General features: G+C 70.7%; 13 protein-coding genes. 2 read left to right on the top strand and 11 right to left on the bottom strand.

The window, feature by feature from the left end; genetic code table 11:
* Positions 1 to 145: 145 nt before the first annotated feature.
* Genes ABIC29_RS04215 through ABIC29_RS04200 form a run of 4 tightly spaced genes read right to left on the bottom strand, consistent with a single transcriptional unit; the run spans position 146 to position 4626 of the window.
* Positions 146 to 1582 carry a sugar transferase gene (locus ABIC29_RS04215; protein ID WP_354243051.1) on the bottom strand — a complete coding sequence of 479 codons (1437 nt, stop codon included), beginning with the start codon at positions 1580 to 1582 and terminating at the stop codon, positions 146 to 148.
* 26 nt (positions 1583 to 1608) lie between these two features.
* A complete protein-coding gene (locus ABIC29_RS04210; protein ID WP_354243048.1) occupies positions 1609 to 2535 on the bottom strand; it encodes a beta propeller repeat protein in 927 nt (308 codons plus the stop codon).
* On the bottom strand, positions 2525 to 3127 hold the full coding sequence (locus ABIC29_RS04205) for an arsenate reductase/protein-tyrosine-phosphatase family protein (protein ID WP_354243046.1): 603 nt from the start codon (positions 3125 to 3127) through the stop codon (positions 2525 to 2527). The genes ABIC29_RS04210 and ABIC29_RS04205 overlap by 11 nt, the downstream gene beginning before the upstream one ends.
* A complete protein-coding gene (locus ABIC29_RS04200; protein WP_354243043.1) occupies positions 3124 to 4626 on the bottom strand; it encodes a tyrosine-protein kinase domain-containing protein in 1503 nt (500 codons plus the stop codon). The genes ABIC29_RS04205 and ABIC29_RS04200 overlap by 4 nt, the downstream gene beginning before the upstream one ends.
* A gap of 153 nt (positions 4627 to 4779) precedes the next feature.
* On the opposite strand from ABIC29_RS04200, the gene ABIC29_RS04195 reads away from it, so the two are divergent.
* On the top strand, positions 4780 to 5454 hold the full coding sequence (locus ABIC29_RS04195) for a CPBP family glutamic-type intramembrane protease (protein WP_354243040.1): 675 nt from the start codon (positions 4780 to 4782) through the stop codon (positions 5452 to 5454).
* Between the two features lie 46 nt (positions 5455 to 5500).
* On the opposite strand, the gene ABIC29_RS04190 is transcribed toward ABIC29_RS04195, so the two are convergent.
* The 7 genes from ABIC29_RS04190 to ABIC29_RS04160 all read right to left on the bottom strand — a co-directional run bounded on the left by ABIC29_RS04190 (position 5501) and on the right by ABIC29_RS04160 (position 13965).
* Complete coding sequence (locus ABIC29_RS04190) at positions 5501 to 6115, bottom strand: thymidine kinase (protein ID WP_354243037.1); 615 nt, start codon at positions 6113 to 6115, stop codon at positions 5501 to 5503.
* A 30-nt stretch (positions 6116 to 6145) separates the two neighbouring features.
* Positions 6146 to 7306, bottom strand: a complete 1161-nt coding sequence (locus ABIC29_RS04185; RefSeq protein WP_116080968.1) for a hypothetical protein — start codon at positions 7304 to 7306, stop codon at positions 6146 to 6148.
* On the bottom strand, positions 7303 to 8499 hold the full coding sequence (locus tag ABIC29_RS04180; protein ID WP_354243034.1) for a sensor histidine kinase: 1197 nt from the start codon (positions 8497 to 8499) through the stop codon (positions 7303 to 7305). The genes ABIC29_RS04185 and ABIC29_RS04180 overlap by 4 nt, the downstream gene beginning before the upstream one ends.
* A 114-nt stretch (positions 8500 to 8613) precedes the next feature.
* Positions 8614 to 9678 (bottom strand): Rv2578c family radical SAM protein, encoded by a 1065-nt coding sequence (locus ABIC29_RS04175; protein WP_354243032.1) that lies wholly within the window; start codon positions 9676 to 9678, stop codon positions 8614 to 8616.
* Between the two features lie 76 nt (positions 9679 to 9754).
* Positions 9755 to 11656, bottom strand: coding sequence for an ATP-binding cassette domain-containing protein (locus ABIC29_RS04170; RefSeq protein WP_354243029.1), 1902 nt, complete (start codon positions 11654 to 11656; stop codon positions 9755 to 9757).
* A 304-nt stretch (positions 11657 to 11960) separates the two neighbouring features.
* Positions 11961 to 13460 (bottom strand): malate:quinone oxidoreductase, encoded by a 1500-nt coding sequence (locus ABIC29_RS04165; RefSeq protein WP_354243026.1) that lies wholly within the window; start codon positions 13458 to 13460, stop codon positions 11961 to 11963.
* 85 nt (positions 13461 to 13545) lie between these two features.
* The gene (locus ABIC29_RS04160; protein ID WP_116080963.1) at positions 13546 to 13965 is read right to left on the bottom strand and encodes a hypothetical protein; all 420 of its coding nucleotides are present in this window, start codon (positions 13963 to 13965) and stop codon (positions 13546 to 13548) included.
* An 83-nt stretch (positions 13966 to 14048) separates the two neighbouring features.
* Between ABIC29_RS04160 and ABIC29_RS04155 the strand changes: the two genes are divergently transcribed.
* Positions 14049 to 14669 carry a MerR family transcriptional regulator gene (locus tag ABIC29_RS04155; protein WP_116080962.1) on the top strand — a complete coding sequence of 207 codons (621 nt, stop codon included), beginning with the start codon at positions 14049 to 14051 and terminating at the stop codon, positions 14667 to 14669.
* Positions 14670 to 14691: the final 22 nt, after the last annotated feature.

Below are 14691 nucleotides of genomic sequence, written 5' to 3'. Positions count from 1 at the left end.
TCGAGATGAGTGCGCGGAGCCGTACCTGGGCTAGTCGGTTCGAGCCAGAGTAAATCGATGGGTACGGGTACCCCCGCGCTCCCTGACTTCGTAACCCCGACATCATGGGTCGGCGTCGTCTGCCCGTTTTCCACCGTTTCCCCCATCAGTACGCACCCGTGTGAGCCAGAACCGCGCGGAAGGTTCGCCAGAGAATCGCGAGGTCGCCCGTGATTGACCAGTTCTCGACGTAGTAGAGATCGAGGCGTACGCTCTCTTCCCACGAGAGGGTCGAGCGGCCACTGACCTGCCAGAGTCCGGTCATTCCGGGCTGCACGAACAGGCGCCGCCCGGCGGCTCGGTCGTAGAGTTCGACCTCCGCACGACGCTGCGGCCTCGGTCCCACAAGGCTCATGGTGCCGTGCAGCACATTGAACAACTGCGGCAGTTCGTCGAGCGAGTACTTGCGCAGCACCCTTCCGATGCGTGTGACCCTCGGGTCATTTTGCACCTTGAAGAGAGGTGCCGTGTCGGTCCCATTCGCGGCAAGAAGCCCCGCGAGCTCCGCGTCGGCGCCGTCGCTCATCGAGCGGAACTTCAGCATCATGAACGGACTTCCTTTGAGGCCCACACGTTCCTGCCGGTAAAACACGGGCCCCGCCGAGGATGCCTTCACGGCCACCGCCAGCACGATGAAGAGCGGCGCGAACACCACCACCAGCGCGAACGCCACGATGAGGTCGAACACCCGCTTCGCGACGAGCTTTCGCCCCTCGAACTTCGGTGTCTCCACGTGCATGAGCGGCAGGCCGGCGACCGGGCGAGTGTGAATGCGAGGGCCACCGATGTCGATGAGGCTCGGCGCGACGACGAGGTGCTCGGCACCCGGGATCAGGCCCCAGCTGAGTTCGCGTACCCGCTCAGGCCCGAGCTCATCGGCGCTGGTGATGATCACCGTATCCGCGCCGAAGTCGCGCATGACGGCCAGCGCGTGCTGCATGCCGTACTCCACGGGAATCTGCGTGCCCGCCAGATAGGGCGCACCGTGTCCCGGCAGGCAGGCTCCCGCGACCCGGTAGCCCGCTTCGGGCATCCGCTCGAGTTCTCGGGCGATCAGGGCGACGGATGCCTCCGACCCGACCAGCAGCACCCGCGACGAATACTCGCCCCGCTTGCGCATCACGCCGAGCCATTGGCGCCACATCCATCGCGAGAACAGGAGCACGAGCACACCGAGCGGAAACGAGACGAGGACGTACCCGCGGCCGATGTCGATCTTGAAGAGGAACGCGACGATCGCGACGAGGCCGAACAGGCGCAGTGCGGCATCCGCAACGGCTCGATACTCCTGCGTGCCGAGGCCGAGCACGCGCGGAGACCTCGTGTCGTACAGCTCGAGGGCCAACATCCAAGCTCCGACGATGATGAACGACACGATCGTGTAGCTGATCGCGATGTCGCCGCGGGAGCCGCTGAACCCGGTCGCCGTGTAGTCGAGGCCGACCCACGCGATCTGCGTGCCGAACACGACCCACAGCAGCACGAGCAGGTCGGTGATGCGCACCCGCGAAGCGAGCTTCGAGGCCCACGCCGTGGTCGACATCGTCGCGGCTGCGTAGAACCGGCCCATCACCATGTCGCACCCCCGTTCGCCGAACGGGCGAGTACTCCCCCGGTCCAGGCCCAGAGCGTGCCATCGGATGCCGCGTCGATCGCGGTCGTGCCGGTGGTGATGTCGGCCTCGAGGCAGGCGCCGGGCGCGGCATCCGGTGCGAGTGCCTGGATTCGGATGCCGCGGCATCCGTCATCGGTGACCGCGACGAGGTATCCGCCGGATGTCGAGGCGAGCGCGATCGTCGTCGGCGGAGCGCCTGCGTCGGCCCAGCTCACGCCCGAGTCGACAGTGGTCGCGACCGCGCCCGATCCGCAGAGCACCGCGGCGGATTCCGCTGACGTCGCCTCGACCTGAACGGCAGCGCCACCGCACGGGTCGGAGGATCCGGTGGGCGCCGCCACCTGCCCGCCGTCGAGGTACCACGTGGGCTCGAGCTCGCTCGTGGGCTCCCAGTCGGCACCCTGCACGAAGCTGCGGTAGCGCCCGACGCCGCACGCAGCGGGATCGCGGGCCACCATCGTGACGATGTCGACGTCGGCCGGCTCGATCGACTGCAGGTCGGAGAGGCCGGCCGTGTACGCGGGCGTCCACGTCGCTCCCCCGTCGGTGGTGACCTCCAGGGTCGCCGCGGCATCGGGGCAGCGTCCGACGACTCCGCGGTAGGCGAGGTTCGCGTCGAGGGCCGCCAGCACCACCGTCGGGCGCGCGACAGCGACGGGCGCCGCGGGCTCGCCCGTCGAGGTCGGCGAGGTCGAAGCAGGCACAGTCGTCGACGGCGGGAGCGTCGGCAGCACCTCGCCCTGCGGCGTGCCCGCGTCGGAGCGCAACGAGGCGAGGGCCCACCACACGAGGCCCGCGTCGACGATCACGAACACCACGATCGCCACGACCGCCCACGGGGCGATGGAATGGCGTGCGTGCACGGTCTCGTTACGTTGCACTGCGACCGCCCGACACCGACGGAGCAGCGAGCGCGGACACGATTCGGTCGACGGCGTCGTCGATCAGTCGGCCGGCCTCGTCGTAGACCGCGTCGGGAGCGCGGTACGGATCGAGGATGTCGTCGTCGTTCGGGTCGGACGGCGGTGGTGCGAAGCCACGGGATCTGGCCGCGGCATCCGTCGCCTGCTGCAGGCGGGAACCGGCGGCAGCGGCGGGTGGCTCGAGGGCCCCGTCGGCGGAGAGGAAGTCGAGCACGCGTGCGAACTCCCGCAGCGTGTAGGCGCGGCGAGCCGCACGGGGAACGAGCTCGGCGACCTCGGCCCGGTGGGCCCGGGTCGCGGTGAGCACGAGGTCGGCGTCCTCCACCAGGCGTTCGGTGAGTTGTCGCGACGCATGCCCGGCCGGGTCTGCGCCGAATCGCAGCGCCTGCGCGGCGGCCTGGGGCGTCATCGGCTGGCCCGCCAACGCGGCGGTTCCCGCACTCGACACGATCACGTCGCCGAGGCCGGCCGACGCGAGCCTCGCCGCGAGCACCCGCTCGGCCACGGGAGACCGGCAGATGTTGCCCGTGCACACCACGAGCACGTTCACGCGCCGGCCACCGGTTCCTGCTTCGGTTCGGGCTTCGACGCGGGCGAGGACTCAGGCGACGGCCCGGCCGTCGGCGACGTCGGCGATGACGTGGGGGCGTAGCCGTGGCCGTACCCGTAGCCATAGCCGTACCGGCCGTAGCCGTAGGCATCGGGACCCTTCGTCGGCAGCATCGTGAGCACGATGCCCGACACGTTCGCGTCGACGTTCTCGAGCACGGAGAACGCGCCCTTGACCTGCCCCTTGTGCGCTCGGCCCACCGCGACCACGAGGATCGCACCGCCCGCCGCCCGCGTCAGCACCGCGGCATCCGTCACCGGCAGCAGCGGCGGCGCATCGAAGAGCACGACGTCGAAGGCCCGGTTCAGCTCCTTCACGGTCTCGGCCATCACGACCGACCCGAGCAGCTCGCTCGGGTTCGGTGGCACGCGACCGGCCGGGAGCACGTACATCTGGCTGCGGCCCCACGGCTGGATCACGTCCTGGAGCTCTGCGCGGCCGATGAGCAGGTCGGTGAGCCCGACCGCGCCCTCGATGCCGAGGTACGACGCGACCTTCGGGCGACGGAGGTCGGCGTCGACGAGCAGCACGCGCGCACCGGCATCCGCCAGGGCGATCGCCAGGTTCGCGGCCGTCGTCGACTTGCCCTCGGACTCGATCGACGACGTCACGACGAACGAGCGATCGGGCCGGCCCGCGTCGAGGAACTGCAGGTTCGTGCGCAGCGCCCTGAACGACTCCGCGCGCGGCGAGTGGGGGTCGGCGTGCACGATGAGCGGGCGATCCTTGGCCTTCGGGTCGAAGACGATGCCGCCGATCACCGGCACGTCGGTGACCTGCTCGATATCGCGCTCGTTGCGGATGCGCGTGTCGAGCGTCTCGCGCAGCACCGCCGCGCCGACGCCGAGCGCGAGGCCGATCAGGCCGCCGAGCACGATGTTCAGCATGACGTTCGGGCTCACCGGCTTCTGCGGAACCGAGGCGTGCTGCACGAGCGTGAGCCGCACCGGTGAGGCCGCAGCTGCCTCGTCTCCCTCGGCCTCTGCGCCGGTGCTCACGCCCGTCGTCTCGATCGCCGAGACGACGTTCGTCAGGCTCTCGGACACCGCCGTGGCGACCTCGGCCGTGAGCGCGGCATTCTCGTCGGTCACCGTGATCTCGATGAGCGAGGTGTCAGCGAGCGTCGTCGCGACGACCTCGCGGGCGAGCTCGTCGCTCGTCGTGTCGAGCTGCAGGTCGGCGATCACGGGCAGCAGCACGATGGGCGTCGATGCGAGGTCGGCATACGTCGTCACGCGCTGCTGCGTGTACGCGTTGCCCTGTGCCATCTCGCCGATCGAGCCGCCGTTCGACGTCGAGACGAACACCTTCGCCGATGAGCTGTACAGCGGTGTCTGCATGATCGAGAAGACGGCACCCGCAGCGACGCCGAAGAGCGTGAGCAACACGATCAACACCCAGCTCTGCCGCAGGATGCGGATGTAATCGCGTAGTTCCACGTGTTCAGGCCCCGTCCCCACAGCGTGCTGAAACGTGACACGGATACGCTAAGCCCCGTGGCACCCTCTCAACATGCCCCGCGGAGTGGGGGCCTGTCAACAACCGACACTCCCCCAATCGGAGTCTTCGACGCCGCCGGGCAGCGCTGGGGCGTGACGGATGCCGCGATCGGCATCCTGCTCGCGGCGGCGTGTTCGCTCGGCTGGGCGTGGCTCACCCGCACCGTCGTCATCGAGGAATGGCTGCAGGTGTTGGGCGCGTACCTCGCCGTCTGGGTGCCGCTCGTCGTGGTGCTCTGCATCGCGGATGTCGCGCGCGGGCGCAGATCGTTCGCGTCCGACTTCGGGCTCCGCGTGCGCTGGATCGACCTGCTCTGGGGCGTCGGCATCGGACTTCTCGCCCGCGGACTCGTGACCCTGCTCGAACTCGCGTGGATCGGACGCACCTCGCTCGACGGCGGCGTGCTCGCGCTGCCCACCGGATTCGCGTTCTGGTTCGGCGTTGTCCTCGCGCCCGTGCTGCTCGGGCCGATCATCGAGGAGACGTTCTACCGCGGCCTCGTGCTGCGCGCCGTCGTCCGGCGCACCGGCGGACGGCCGCTCGTCGCGGCATCCGTCGCCGTCGTCGTGAGCGCGCTCGTCTTCGGACTCGCCCACCTCGCCCAGGGCGCCGCGCTCTCCCCGACCGCGGCGGCCGTGACCTTCGTCGGCACCTTCGCCTTCGGCCTCGCGGCGGGAGCCCTCGCCGCGGCGACCGGCCGCCTCGGCGGCGCGATCATCGCGCACATGGTGTTCAACGGACTGCTGGTGCTCGCGATCGTGAGCTGAGGCCGGGCGCCGGGTGCTGCGGACGCATGCTTCCGAGACGGCGCGCTCAGTGGCGGCCGTTGAGCACGCCGCCGGACTCCTCGAGGTAGCAGACCCCGCAGAGCGACTCGTAGGTCACGGTCTCGCCGTCGATCGCGACCTGGTCGCCGTCGAACACGAACCGGCCGTCGATGGTGCGACCGTTGAAGATCGCCTTGCGGCCGCAGCGGCAGATCGTCTTGAGCTCCTCGAGGCTGTGCGCGACCTCGAGCAGCCGACGACTGCCGGGGAACGCGACCGTCTGGAAGTCGGTGCGGATGCCGTAGGCGAGCACCGGGATGCCCTCGATGAGCGCGATGCGCAGCAGGTCGTCGACCTGCTCGCCCGTAAGGAACTGCGCCTCGTCGACGAGGAGGCAGCTCACGTCGCGCCCGTTCTCGGCCGCCGAGATCGCGCGCCGCTGCTCGAACAGCTCACGCGCATTCGCGTCGGGCGCGATCACGAAGTCGACCTCGCGCACCACGCCGAGCCGCGAGACGATGTCGCGATCGCCCTTGGTGTCGACCGACGGCTTGGCGAGCAGCACGCCGTGCCCGCGCTCTTCGTAGTTGAAGGCGGCCTGCAGCAGCGCCGTCGACTTGCCCGAGTTCATCGCGCCGTAGCGGAAGTACAGCTTCGCCATCAGGCGACCTCGCCGTTCGACCGACGGACCTCAGCTGATGCCATGACGAAACTCCACCGTGACATTCTGCCTGCTCGTCGAGACCTCCGCAGCCAACCCCAGCGCGCGCGCCACCGCGGCGAAGCGTTCGATCGCCCGTCGGGCGGGCGGTTGGGCGCCGAACAGGGCCTCGACCGAGATGCGCACCACGCGCCCCCTCGAGAGCTCCGTGTCCTCGCGGGTCACGTCGATGCGGATCGACGCCGCACGGTCGTCGACCGCGAGCCAGTTCAGCAGGGCGGCGAGCGCCGCCCGCTGGTCGTCGTGCAGCACGGCGACGGCGGTGTCGGTCTCGACGACCTCGACGGGCACGCCATGCCGGCGCTCGAGGTCGGCCGCGAGGTCGCTGAGCCAGGTCGTGGCGATCTCGTCGCGGAGCGTCGAACGGAGGGCGTCGGCGAGCTGACGGGCGCGCGCGGCATCCGTCACCGACACCCGCTCGGCGGTCAGCATCGAGGCGAGGAACGGCAGCACCTCGCGTCGGAGCACCGCGACCCTGCCGTGGTCGGACGAACGCGCGAGCCCCGCCCTGAGCTCGGCGTCGCGCTGCAGCAGCACCTGGTTGGCCTTGCGCTGCCACGCGAGCGTGATGTGCACGATCGCCCACGAGTAGCCGGCGGCCGCCGAACTCGCCACGACGGTCGGAGCGACGAAGACGAGCACGACGACGGCGGTCGGCAGGTCCTGCCACGCGTCGCTCGGCGCACCGGCGACGAGCACCGCGAGCACGGCCCCCGAGAGCACACCGCCGCTCAACAGCGTGGTCCAGCTGCAGTACGGCGCGACCGACACCATCATGATGCCGATGACGACCGGGCCGAAGTCGTCGTAGACGAACTGGTTGTTGCCCACGGTGCTGAGGTACTCGGCGACCGCCCCGCCGAGGCTGAACACGATGACCACCCACAGTCGCTCTGGCGTGAACGGCGCCCGCGAGGGACGCGTGCCGACGGTGGCCGCGATCGCCGAGATGACCACGAACGCGATCGCCATGATCGCCGCGAGCGGGGAATCGACCTCCGACCAGTGCGCGGCGGTCAGCACGACGGCGGTCACGCAGGCGGCGGTGCCGGCGACGTGCTGCAGGATCGACGACGAGGCGAGTGGGACGATCGGGTCGACGTCTTGGGGGGCGAGGCGATCGGTTCTCATGCGCCGCCCTCCGGCATGGTGAGCACGATGGTCGTTCCCAAGCCGATCGCCGACCACACGCGAGCGGAGCCGAGCTCGCGTTCGAGCCGTTCGACCACCTCGACCCTGAGCCCGCGGAGGGCGGCCGGCACCCGTTCGGGCTCGAAGCCGGCGCCGACGTCCATGACCGCGACGGTGACCTCGCCGCCGCCGTTGCCGAGGATGATCTCGGCCTCCTGCACCCCAGCGTGCCTCGCGACGTTGCGGAGGCACTCCGCGACGGCGAGGTCGAGCTCGGTCGCCCGGTGCGGCCCCAGCAGCCCGAGCACCGCGAGATCGCCCGTCATCTTCACGTCGAGCCCGAGATCGGCGGCGGTCGCGAACGCCTGGTCGAGCACGGGCGTGCCGTCGGCGATGTCGAACGCGTTCGACGCGTCACCGAACCCCCCGCTGTGCTGCTCGACCCAGTCGCGACCCACGAGCAGCGAGAGGTCCTGCCGGATGTCAGCGCGGAGGCGATCATCGATCGGCCCCGACCCCGCCGACGCGATCGCGAGCAGGTGCTCCATCGCCGTGTCGTGCAGGCGCGTGATCGCCTCGAGCTCGTGATCGCGTCGGGCGGTCGCCTCGCGGGCGGCGACGTTCGCCCGCACGAGGGCCGCCTGTCGGCGCAGGCCCGAATGCCGCGTCACGCCGTCGACCGTGCGGACGACGACGATGAACAGGGCCAGGATGGTGGCCGCGGTGCTCACCCGGTACTCGGAATCGCTCACCACGGACCCGGCGTAGGTCGCGACCTGGCCCACGGCGTAGGCGGCGACGACCCAGAGGCTCGCGGCCACCGACCCGGCGCCCGCACCGCCGACGAGGAGCAGGGCGATGCACGGGATCGCGATCACCGCGTTGTCGGTCGTCGCGAGGCCATGCTCGGACTGCATCGCGAACACGGTCAGCACCAACGTGACGCCACCCCCGACGACGAGGTAGAGCACGCTCCAGAACACCGATCGGTACACCGCCACGAGACTCAGCGTTCCGGCCATCAGCAGGGCGAGCCCCGCTGCGATCCAGCCCTTCGGCGAACCGCCGATCGCCAGCGAGATCGCGACGACCGCACCCATGCCGAGGTACACCCAGGCGCCGACATGCCCCGCGTGCACGAGCGCCCGGTTCACGGAGTCGCGCGACACATCGCCGGGTAGCCCGAGCGTCATGGGGACCTCCGGTGTTCGTGCCGGTGGATCGGGTTCACACTGGACTCTCCGGATTATCCCAGCAAACCCCTCGCTACGCGCAACCGGCGGCCGGCCGCGGCACGGCGCCGAGCGTCAGAACAGGGCGTCTGGGGCGGCCGCGAACTCGGTGCGCGAGGCGGATCGCCGCGCCGCGGCATCCGTCAGCGCGGCCGACCGAACGCCGCCCGTCGCGGGATCCTCCTGCCCGCGCGCGAGGCCGTGCGCGCGCAGCAACGGTGCGACCCGCGCCGCCAGCCATTTGCGGTACTCCTTCGGCGCGTATGCGTTCTGGCCGTAGTACATCGACCGGTACTTCGACTCGAGCTCGGGATGCTCGCGTGCGAGCCACTGCATGAACCACGGCTTGACGCCCTGCCGCAGGTGCAGCGCCGAGTACACGACGCTCGTCGCACCGGCCGCCTTCACCTGCCGGAGGGCGTCATCGAGGTGCGCCCTGGTGTCGGTGAGGTACGGCAGGATCGGCATCAGGAACACCGTGCAGTCGAGCCCGGCCTCGCGCACGGCCGTGACCGTCGCGAGCCTCGCCTTCGTGCTCGGCGTGCCCGGCTCGAGCGACTGCTGCAGCTCGTCGTCGTAGACGGCGATCGACATGGCCAGGTCGACCGGCACCTGCCCCGCCGCGTCGACGATGAGCGGCAGGTCGCGCCGCAGCAACGACCCCTTCGTGAGGATGCTGAACGGCGTGCCGCTCGAGGCCAGCGCGTCGATGACGCCCGGCATCAGCCGATATCGCCCCTCGGCGCGCTGGTACGGATCGGTGTTCGTGCCGAGCGCCACGGGCTCGTGCCGCCACGACCGCTTCGCGAGTTCGCCCGCGAGCACCTCGGCGACGTTCACCTTCACGATGATCTGCCGGTCGAAGTCATCGCCCGCGTCGAGGTCGAGGTAGGTGTGCGTGGGGCGGGCGAAGCAGTACACACAAGCATGGCTGCAGCCCCGATATGGGTTCACGGTCCAGCTGAACGGCATCGACGAGGGGCCTGGCACGTGGTTCAGCGCCGACTTCGCGAGCACCTCATGGAACGTCATGCCCGCGAAGTCGGGGGTCTGCACCGAGCGCACGAGGTTGTTGAGCCGCGCGAGCCCCGGCAGGGTGCCCGCCTGGTCGACGCCCAATTGCTGCCCGCTCCACCTCATGCAGACATTCGAACACATGTTCGAACGTGCTGCAAGCGGCGCGCCGCGACATCCGGATGCCGCGGCGCGCCGTCGCTCACGCCGGCACGGTGGCGCGAGCCGCCCGCCCGGCCGCGAGCTCGAGCCGCTCCCCCGCCCATCGGCGACGCAGCCACCGGTCGTGGCTGGCGACCACGACCGCACCCGGGTAGGCGCCCAGCGCCTCCTCGAGGTCCGTCGCGAGCGCGAGCGAGAGGTGGTTCGTCGGCTCGTCGAGCAGGAACAGGTGCGGCGGCCTCGCGAACACCAGCGCCAACGCGAGACGCCGCTGCTGTCCGACCGAGAGCGCCCCGATCGGCCTCGACTCGTCGCGGGCGGCGATGAGTCCCAGGCTCGACAGCGGCACCTGCTCGGCCCGCCGCTCACCGAGGGTGCGCTCGTAGATGCGGTGCACCGCGGCATCCGGGTCTCCGAAGCGCACGTCCTGTTCGAGCAACTGCACGCGAAGCCCGCGGCGACGCTGCACCGAGCCGGCATCGACGCGCTGGATGCCGGCGAGCACGTTCAGCAGCGTCGACTTGCCCGCACCGTTCGCACCCGTGACGAGCATTCGGGCCATCGCAGGCACTCGCAGCGACGGCACCGAGAGGCGCCCATCGACCACGGCATCCGTCACCTCGACGAGCAGGCCGGGTGCCTCGTCGAGCGCGTGCGACCCCTGCGGGATGCCCGCGAACGCGAGCGGTGCAGGCGGCTTCGGCACCTGGTCGCGCTCGAGCACCTCGAGCCGCACCTCGGCGTTGCGCACCCGCCTCGCGATCGTGCGATCGACGTTCTCGCCCTTGAAGTGACGGATGAACTTGTCGTTGTCGGTCGCCGCCCTGCCGTGCGCGACGGTTCGCGCCGCACCGCTGCGATCGAGGTCGGCACGGAGCCCGAGGAGCTCCTGCTGCTCGGACTCGTACTGGCGCTGCCAGCGTTGCCGCTCATCGGCCTTGACCGCGAGGAACTCGGTGAAGCCCCCGCCGAACACCGTGCCACCGGATGCCGCGAGCAGGTCGTCGTGGCTCGCGCGCTCGGCGCTCGCGTAGATCGGCGGACCCGCCCGCCCGGCGGACGGGCCCGACTCCACCGCGGCCACCGCGCCGAGCCGAGCCGGATCGAGGTCGACGAGCCCCGTCGCCAGCCGATCGAGGAACTCCCGATCGTGGCTGGCGAAGAGCACCGGCCCGCTCCACGCGCGCAACGTGTCCTCGAGGAACGCCGCGGCGTCGTCGTCGAGGTGGTTCGTCGGCTCGTCGAGCAGCAGCGCTTCCGGTGCACGCAGCAGCAGCGCCGCGAGCGCGAACCGGCTGCGCTGGCCACCCGACACCTCGGCGACCCGGCGCTCGAGCGACACGTCGCCGACGCCGAGCCCGCGAAGCAGTTCGTCGCGGCGCGCGTCGGCGCTCCACACCTCGGCATGCTCGGCCGCGGCGAGCGCCCGCGCATACCGGTCGGCGGATACCGCGGCCGCGCGTTCGTCGCCACGCGACCCGCCGTCGGCCATGCCGTCGGCGAGCGCGGCCGCCGCCTCGTCGAGCTCGCGCTCGATGGCGCGCACCTCGCGGAGCGCGTGCTCGAGCACATCGCCGAGGCCATCGTGCGGGGCGAACGGCAGCTCCTGCGAGAGCAGGCCGGTGCGCAGCGGCCGGGTGATGCGGCCGTCGGCGACGAGGTCCGTCGCGTCGCGGGCGCCGAGCGCCGCGACGCCCGCGTCGAGCGGGGAGCCCGAACCCGGCGGGTCGCCGACTCTCGGGCCGGCCGCGGCATCCGTCGTCGAACCCGAGGCGAGCAGCCTCAGGAGCGTCGACTTGCCCGCGCCGTTCTCGCCGATGAGGCCGAGACGCTGGCCAGGGGCGACCGAGAAGCCGAGATCACTGAAGACGCGGCGATCGGGGTAACGCGCCGACAGGTCGTCGACGCGGAGATAGGAGGAATACGAGACGTGTACCGACATGCGGAACGCCCTTTCACGAATGCTCCCGAGCCGTCGACGGATGCCGCGCGCAGGCGGTCGGTCGAACGGTGCACCGCACGGTGCCGTCGCAGCGCATGACAGCGCCGACGGCCCGGGAGCGGAGAAGGATCCCGCCGGGCATTGCCGAGATGGATGCAGCCGTCACCGTCGCGAACAGTGGAATGGGTACACCCGATGTCTACGGCGCCTCAGGCGCGGGACGGTGGGAGTACTCACTTCATAGCGGGTACGACGATAGCAGAGGACCTGCCGAGAAGGCCAGGCCGTGAGTCGGGCCGAGAAGCTAGGCCGTGATCTGCAGCGTCTTCGCCGTCGCGACGAGCGACGCCTCGGCCGCGGCCGGGTCGCTCGAGAGCGTCGTGCCGTAGCCGGGGATCATCTCGCGGAGCTTCGGCTCCCACTCGACCATGCGGTCGGGGAAGCAGCGCGCGATCACGTCGAGCATGATCGGCGCGGCCGTCGACGCACCCGGCGAGGCGCCGAGCAGGCCCGCGATCGTGCCGTCGGCGCCCGTGATGACCTCGGTGCCGAACTGCAGGATGCCGCCCTTCTCGGGGTCCTTCTTCATGACCTGCACGCGCTGGCCGGCCGTGATGAGCTCCCAGTCCTCGGTCTTCGCCGTTGGCATGAACTCGCGCAGGGCCTGCATCTTCTTCTCGCGGTTGGCCATGAGCTCGCCGACGAGGTACTTCACGAGGTCGAAGTTCTTCAGGCCGACCTGGATCATCGGCCCGAGGTTGTGCAGGCGGATCGAGAACGGCAGGTCGAACCACGTGCTCGTCTTCAGGAACTTCGGCGTGAAGCCGGCGTACGGGCCGAAGAGCAGCGCGGTCTCGCCGTCGACCACGCGCGTGTCGAGGTGCGGCACCGACATCGGCGGGGCGCCGACGGCGGCCTTGCCGTAGACCTTGGCCTGGTGCTGGGCGACGAGCTTGGGGTTCGTGGTGCGCAGGAACTGCCCCGAGATCGGGAACCCGCCGAAACCCTTGATCTCGGGGATGCCCGAGTGCTGGAGCAGGGCGAGCGCGCCGCCGCCGGCGCCGACGAACACGAAGCGCGCGTTCACGGTCTTGGGCGTGCCGCCGACGAGGTGCTTCACGCGCAGGCGCCAGGTGCCGTCCTTCTGGCGCTTCAGCCGCGTGACCTGGTGGTTCGTGTGGATCTCGGCACCGCGGTCGGCGATGTCGGTGAGGAGGAACCTCGTGAGGGCGCCGAAGTCGACGTCGGTGCCCGAGACGATGCGGGTGGCCGCGACCTTCTGCTTGACGTTGCGCTTCTTCGCGAGGAGGGGGGTCCACTCGGCGATGCGCTCGAGGTCCTCGGTGTACTCCATGTCGGGGAACAGCGGCTGGTCCTTCAGCGCGGCGACGCGCTTCTTCAGGTACTCGATGTTCGCCTTGCCGCGCACGAAGGTCATGTGCGGTGCGGTGTTGATGAAGTTGTGCGGCTCGGGCAGCGCCCCGATCGACACGAGGTACGCCCAGTACTGGCGGCTGATCTGGAACTGCTCGTTGATCGAGACGGCCTTGGCGGCGCTCACGCTGCCGTCGGGGTTCTCGGGCATGTAGTTCAGCTCGCAGAGCGCGGCGTGGCCGGTGCCCGCGTTGTTCCACGCGTTCGAGGACTCCTGCGCGACCTCGCCGAGGCGCTCGTAGACGCGGATGGACCAGTCGGGCTGCAGCCTGGAGATGAGGGAGCCGAGCGTCGCGCTCATGATGCCCCCGCCGATCAGAACGACGTCGACCGTTTCCGCTGAATTCACGGATTCCAGTGTATGCGCCATGGAGGGTGCGCCCGACCACGTCCGCTCGACGTCGAGAGACCTCGGTTGCGTCGGAATGCGGCGCTGACCGGGCGCGCGGCCCGCCTCAGAGCGCCGCGATGCCGCCGCCGATGAGCCCGACGCCCGCGACGACGAGGCCGACGGTGAGCGAGAGCGCGCCGATCCAGAGCAGGGCGATCGCACGGCCGGGCTTCTGCGGGTCGGCGCCCAGCACCGAGAGGAAGAACCCTGCGGGCATCAGGATCGCGGCGATCGGGGCGCCGAGCCGGGCGACCCACATCCACGCGTCGTCGAGCGCGGCCGACTCGAGCACGCCGAGGACCGCGACCGAGAGCACGAGCAGCACGGCGGCGTGCGCGTGTCCGGCCCGGAAGAAGTTCTGCTGCAGGCGGTTGGCCGGCGCGAGCCCGCGCACGACCCTCGTGAGGAAGTACCCGCCGCTCTCGACCGTGACGAGGGCGAGCAGCAGCGTGCCGATGAGGATGACGTCGATCGCGTGGTTCATGCTCGATTCCTTCCGGAGTCCGTGATTGGATAGTGGTGCTCTCCAATATTAGAGAGTTGCACTATCCAATGCAAGGAGTCCGCATGCGCATGTCAGCCCTCGCCGCCGAAGCGGGCCTGCCCGTCGCGACCGTCAAGTACTACCTGCGCGAGGGGCTCCTGCACGCCGGCACCGCGACCGGTGCCACCCAGGCCGTCTACGACGAGGGCCACGTGCGGCGACTGCGGCTCGTGCGCGCGCTCGTCGGCCCCGTCGGCCTCAGCGTGCAGCAGGCGCGCACCGTGCTCGAGCTCATCGACGCGCCCGGCGGCGACCTCTACACGACGCTCGGCCGCGCGGTGGGCACGCTCCCGCCGGCCGCAGCTCCGCCGGGCGAGGCATCCGACCCCTATCCGCGCGCCCGCGCCGCCCTCGAGGCGCTCGGCCAGGTCTACGACCCCGAGTACGCCGCCGTCGCGCAACTCGAGGGGGCGCTCGCGGCCGCCGACGACGCCGGGCTGCCGATCAGCGCCGACCGCCTCGCCGCCTACGGCCGCGCCGCCTCCGACATCGCCGCGTACGACCTCTCGCGCATGCCGGCCGAACCGCACGCCGCCGTCGAGTACACCGTGCTCGGCACCGCGCTCTACGAACCCGTGCTGCTCGCGCTGCGCCGCCTCGCGCACCAGGACGCCGCGGTGCGACGCCTCGCCCAGTCGGACTGAGCGGCCGCGACGCCGCTCGAGC

It is taken from the genome of Agromyces sp. PvR057, from assembly GCF_040547485.1.
In the GTDB taxonomy this organism is placed as follows: Bacteria; Actinomycetota; Actinomycetes; order Actinomycetales; family Microbacteriaceae; genus Agromyces.
The sequence above is the reverse complement of the archived record's forward strand: the minus strand, read 5'-3'. Positions and strand labels throughout refer to the sequence as shown.